Origin of the sequence: Tunicatimonas sp. (genome assembly GCF_049647865.1) — a bacterium.
GTDB lineage: Bacteria > Bacteroidota > Bacteroidia > Cytophagales > Cyclobacteriaceae > Tunicatimonas.
Genome location: NZ_JBARYM010000672.1, coordinates 1 through 4,791 on the forward strand (window position 1 = coordinate 1; position 4,791 = coordinate 4,791).

At 40.3% G+C, this 4,791-nt stretch carries 5 protein-coding genes; 1 reads left to right on the forward strand and 4 read right to left on the reverse strand.

All coding sequences use genetic code 11. The features are described 5' to 3' along the window. Positions 1 to 250 precede the first annotated feature (250 nt). Positions 251 to 430 carry a hypothetical protein gene (locus tag WBA23_RS19645; protein ID WP_424583983.1) on the reverse strand — a complete coding sequence of 60 codons (180 nt, stop codon included), beginning with the start codon at positions 428 to 430 and terminating at the stop codon, positions 251 to 253. 486 nt (positions 431 to 916) lie between these two features. On the opposite strand from WBA23_RS19645, the gene WBA23_RS19650 reads away from it, so the two are divergent. Continuing rightward, positions 917 to 1,378 carry a hypothetical protein gene (locus WBA23_RS19650; RefSeq protein ID WP_424583984.1) on the forward strand — a complete coding sequence of 154 codons (462 nt, stop codon included), beginning with the start codon at positions 917 to 919 and terminating at the stop codon, positions 1,376 to 1,378. Between the two features lie 251 nt (positions 1,379 to 1,629). Here WBA23_RS19650 and WBA23_RS19655 read toward each other — a convergent pair whose 3' ends face one another. From WBA23_RS19655 to WBA23_RS19665, 3 genes are all read right to left on the reverse strand, one after another. Next, on the reverse strand, positions 1,630 to 1,794 hold the full coding sequence (locus WBA23_RS19655; RefSeq protein ID WP_424583985.1) for a hypothetical protein: 165 nt from the start codon (positions 1,792 to 1,794) through the stop codon (positions 1,630 to 1,632). Positions 1,795 to 1,796: 2 nt separating this feature from the next. Beyond that, positions 1,797 to 4,295: a S8 family peptidase gene (locus WBA23_RS19660; RefSeq protein ID WP_424583986.1), complete on the reverse strand. Its 2,499-nt coding sequence runs from the start codon at positions 4,293 to 4,295 to the stop codon at positions 1,797 to 1,799. Further along, the coding region (locus WBA23_RS19665) for an AAA family ATPase (RefSeq protein WP_424583987.1) at positions 4,295 to 4,791 on the reverse strand (497 nt) is incomplete at its 5' end. The genes WBA23_RS19660 and WBA23_RS19665, both read right to left, overlap by 1 nt.

Here is a 4,791-nt window from a genome sequence, read left to right on the forward strand (position 1 = left end):
GCTTTCTTGGCCCTTCACTGCTTGAGGTAATTCGGTAGCGGTAATTGCGTTTTCTTCGGTAATCTTCTCGCCAAAGTATTGTTGGGCCGAAGCCACTCCGGAGAATAGACAAAATACCAGCGTATAGAATAATGGTTTCATAAGTATAGAAAGCATTTAGTAGTTATAACTCAGTCTATAACAGAGGTCTGAGCACTCAAGTTCTCAGTTTGGTTATTTACTGCGTAGCATCATCAGAAATTATTCCTGACTACCGATGGTAGGTAGTCGTATCCGGCACGTCGTAAGGGTTAATCTTTTTGACTTCTCCGTTAACCGATACTACGACTGGACTATTCTTCTGCCGCTTGAAGATAATCATCTTCCGGTAGGCTTCCTCCAGTCCACGTAGAATAGCATCGTTTCTCTTTTGTAATTCCTCCTTATCCATAGTACTGATTATTGAGCGTTTTCCATATTTCTTCTTTAGCAATCGTCGTATCTTTTCCGGTTCCTTCAGCAATAACCTGATACGATTGACCAGAATTATCAACCAATATCCAAGTATCTACGATAGACCGATATAAAGTGAAGAAGTTTCGCAGACCATTTTTGTATCTCCGACGAATTACATCCTCTGGAATATTGTGTCCTCCTTCTTCTACTCTTAAAACTACCCTCTCTAATGCTAGCTCTACAGAATTAAGCCAGAAAAACAGTAACGTTACCTGATAATCCTGCTGCTGCGCTTGTTTAATAAGATTAACGTAACTACGGGTTTAGCCAAAGTTGTCTCAAAGGCAAAGTCTTCTCCGGCTGATAACAACTCTTTAATACGACCTAGCATCAGCCGCCCATCTAGTAGCTATCCTGTTCAAAATATAAGTACATTTAACCTTTGGAGAATGAGAATTTTTGCTTCACCTTTTAATTGGCCATGATGAAGAAAGTGAGATACCTTTGGATGATACTTCTTTTATCTTTTGGGTGTCCTGTTTATGACCCTAGTACAGGTATCTTAGAGGTCATTAATAAGTCTGATACTGTTTGGTATATCTATGATACCTGTGAAGGTTATCTAGACGTAGACAGAGCGTTGCAGTATAAAACAAATTGGAACGTTCAGGCTTATGATGAGACTGGTAAGGAGGTAAAATTTGAAAAACACCCTAATTACAAGCTAGATATAAGAGATACAGCTGAACTATCAGGCTTTGGATCACCTTCGTCACGAAGAATATTCTGTAAAGAGGATACATTAACCCTCTTTTTAATACCAGAAACAGTAATGAGAGAAAACGAATGGAGAATCATTACTAAGAATAGAATGTATAAAAGAAGGATTCACCTGACTCAAGGTATCTTAGATAGCCTGAACTGGAAAGTAACAATAAGGTAAGCTACGCATATACTATTAATATTATTCGCAAAAGTCACATTAATAAGCGAACGATTAGGTAGAGATTCGCCATTACCTGTTTAGGACTAGGTTTGACCATAAAAACGAAGTAGGCAGCTACAACCAGTATAGCTACCAATGCAAAGAGCAACAGATCAAACATTTGGTTTAGGTAAGAAAAAGTATGAAATCAATACTATTAACACTTTTGATATTTTTCATGCTAAGCTGCGTATCTACCGCTTGTAAACTCACTTTCTCCGGCTGAAATGGTGATAATCCTCTTGCAATCTCGCGGACGTTGCCCGATCAGCATTCACAAACTCTTGATAATTCAGAATATCCGGTAGCACCGTGTAGGAGGCGGTAGTCTTGCCCGCCCCGTTACACCCGGCAATTACATAAAGTTGTTTCACTTTTAAACGGTAATAATATTAGCTACGGGGGTGTAAATATCTACGTCTTGTTCTTCGGTCTTGATACTGACAATCAGGCTATACCTTACTGACTCGCCCCATTTTTCTAATTGCTTACGATGGCACCACCAACCTTTCACCGGATATATTGCTACAACTCCTTTTTCGGCTAAGTCAGCAGCAGTACCCTTCCATACATCTTTATGGATTGAACCCGAAGTACGCAGATTGCCACCAATAACCCAATCATTGCTATCGGAAGCTGAACTCTCTACCTTTTCATTTTCTTCTCTAGCACGTTTATTAATACGCTTTCTAAATTCATCAATAGAATCTGTTGGTTTCTTGATCTCAAATCTAAGCCCATGAGAGGCGTACTGAAATTTGCTTCTGTATTTAGGGTTGTTGCGGCTACCCGGGTTGGGTTCAATAAAGTAAGAAAGTGTTATATGCATTTCTATTTCTAACTCGCCTAAATTTGATAAAACTTCTTGAGGCCAAGGTAACTCATGTAGATGTAGATCATTGGTTTTTATGGTGCCCCCTTCTTTCGTGTAGGGTATGAGGCTCTCTTGAGCAATTAGGGTGAGCGTGTTATTTGCACTATACAATGCTTCTTCTAGATCAGGCACACCGTAGCCGAAACGGCGAATCATATTCTTGATTTCTGATTTAGATATACTGCTCAATGATTTGTTGTCTAGCATTGTATCAGTCCATCTGGCTGAATGCACAAGTAGTCCCCGGATAGTTTCCGGCCACAGTTCGGGATACTCACTGGCGATAATTGCTCCGTATCTTGATGCCAATGCAGTAGCTGCACTAGTGTCGCCCGTGGGAGCTATTGGACTCCCAATTTGAAACTGTGCATTTGTTGATAACAACTGTAGCGAATCAGGACTATAATCTGGTGGTTCATTATTTTCTGGCGACGTACTCATATTTCCACCTTCCATCACAATATCGGGCTTCAATGGCCACTTACCTTGCCATATTAGAGAGGTAGTACTACTTGGGCAGAGCCCACCCTTTGGAGCTAAGGGTTCCTTGTTTGGGTGTATCTCATTATTAATAAAATCTTTTTCAGTGTAAGCACCAACTGTGATAATGTTCCACGCCTGACCTGGATCATGGATGCCTTCTACTAGGTTGATATCAGGGTAATCTACGAGGGAATCGATGTTATGGATATTACCAGCCGAAACGAACATTAGATATTTTTGCTCATCCTCACCAAACGTTATTGCATCTAAAGCAGCTGACCAAGAAGACGGTTGACCTTTATCTCTAAAATCCGTAGCTGTCACTGCCATACAAAGAATCCGTTTTCTATCTGGGGCAATTATTTCTGCGCGACTTACGCACTCCTTTGTAATTGAACCATATAACCCTGGATCATTTTGTCCCCTTGGAGGAAGTATCTTGATAGACTCAAGCTTATGATACAGTTGAATGCTGTTGGTGGAGGAAAGTAGATCAAACAGATCGCCGTACAAACATAGCCCTGCCATCTCTGTTCCATGTGTACCAGTATCGTTAGTTCCCCAACTAAGATTATAGCTATCCATATCCTCACTACTCAATGCTGGTTGAATCAAAGGATGTCCATTGTTTACTCCAGTATCCAATATACAAATGGCCAGTGAATCTTTATCAGGTGGAGCAATACGATCAACGGCTTCTTGTACCCATTCCCTTTGCTCAACCTGGGTCATATTGGTGAAGAACTCCGCCGTTTCTTTGGCCTTCCTAATCTCAGCCAATGAGTCTAGTAGGAATACCGATTCAGATAGCTGGGCTGCGGTACCTTTCAAAAGCAGAACGGTATTTTCGGGAAACCCTAGTACTTGCTCTCCAACCTTTAAATTAGCAGTAGTAGCTTGCCGTTGAAATTGCTCAATTCTATCATTTTGCTCGTCATCATTTTTCCCGTAGCGTAACCATGCCTCCCACCATATTTCTTCATCTTCTTCGGGAAAACCTGTGTGGTCAGTCCAAAGGTCACGCAGTACGGCTGCTTTTATTTGGGAGACACTTTCGACTAATGCTTTATTTTGAGGATTTCCTCCTTTAGTATCTTCAGTCAGATACTTCTCAACTTTATCAATAAAATAACTCAATTGCCCTTCAGGGATAAATACAGTGGCTGTAGTTTGGGCTAATTCTCCTTCGGTCTCTATCGTTTGAACGGCAACTGGCTCAATATCCTTATTTGCATTTCCTAGGCTTTCTACTTTCAAATCATAGCCGGGCTCACTGCTAAACTGCACGTAAAATCCATTCTCTTTTTCTAAACCAGTGGAAGGAGGGGTATTGACAAAATTCGCAACTGCTTGCTCCACTTGCCGAAGATCGGTTTGAAGTTTCTGCCCGTGTTGGCTACGGTTTCTAGTAAGATAATTTCCTTTACTGTTTCCTTTTTTTACGGATGTATACCTTTCTGATGTGGCGGTGTTTTGAACGAGAAGATGAGATTTTCTTTCTGATTCTCTAACGGGCATTACTTAATACTATCATGAAAAGCTTTGCGCTCGGTAATAAAGCTAACCAAGTCGCTCTTGCATAGAATATCCTTCTTATTAATAATCATTTCTTTGATTGCTTCATTACAAGCACGGGTTATTTCGCTGTAACTCAGCCTCAAGGCCTTTTGGGCTAAAGCCTCGTATGATATTGACCTATCAGTCTTTATGCCAGCTAGTTTTCGCTTGATTACTTCTAAGATTTGAGGCAGATCAGGGAGTTTGTATTCTACTATATCATCAAATCGGCGAAATAGTGCATTATCTAGTGTTTGAGGAAGATTAGTTGCAGCAATAATTAAACTATTAGAATTATCCTGCTCTATGTAGGACAGAAATCCATTAAGAACTCGTTTAATTTCACCAACATCATTGACAATATTCCGATGAGAACCGATTGAATCAAACTCATCGAAAAAATAAACTCCTTTAAAGTTGACCATTGTCTCAAATATCAAATGCAACTTAGCAATAG

Excerpts from the sequence above, each read along its gene's own strand:
- WBA23_RS19650 (WP_424583984.1), top strand. The coding sequence starts at position 917 with ATGATGAAGAAAGTGAGATACCTTTGGATGATACTTCTTTTATCTTTT.
- WBA23_RS19660 (WP_424583986.1), bottom strand. The coding sequence starts at position 4,295 with ATGCCCGTTAGAGAATCAGAAAGAAAATCTCATCTTCTCGTTCAAAAC.
- WBA23_RS19645 (WP_424583983.1), bottom strand. The coding sequence starts at position 430 with ATGGATAAGGAGGAATTACAAAAGAGAAACGATGCTATTCTACGTGGA.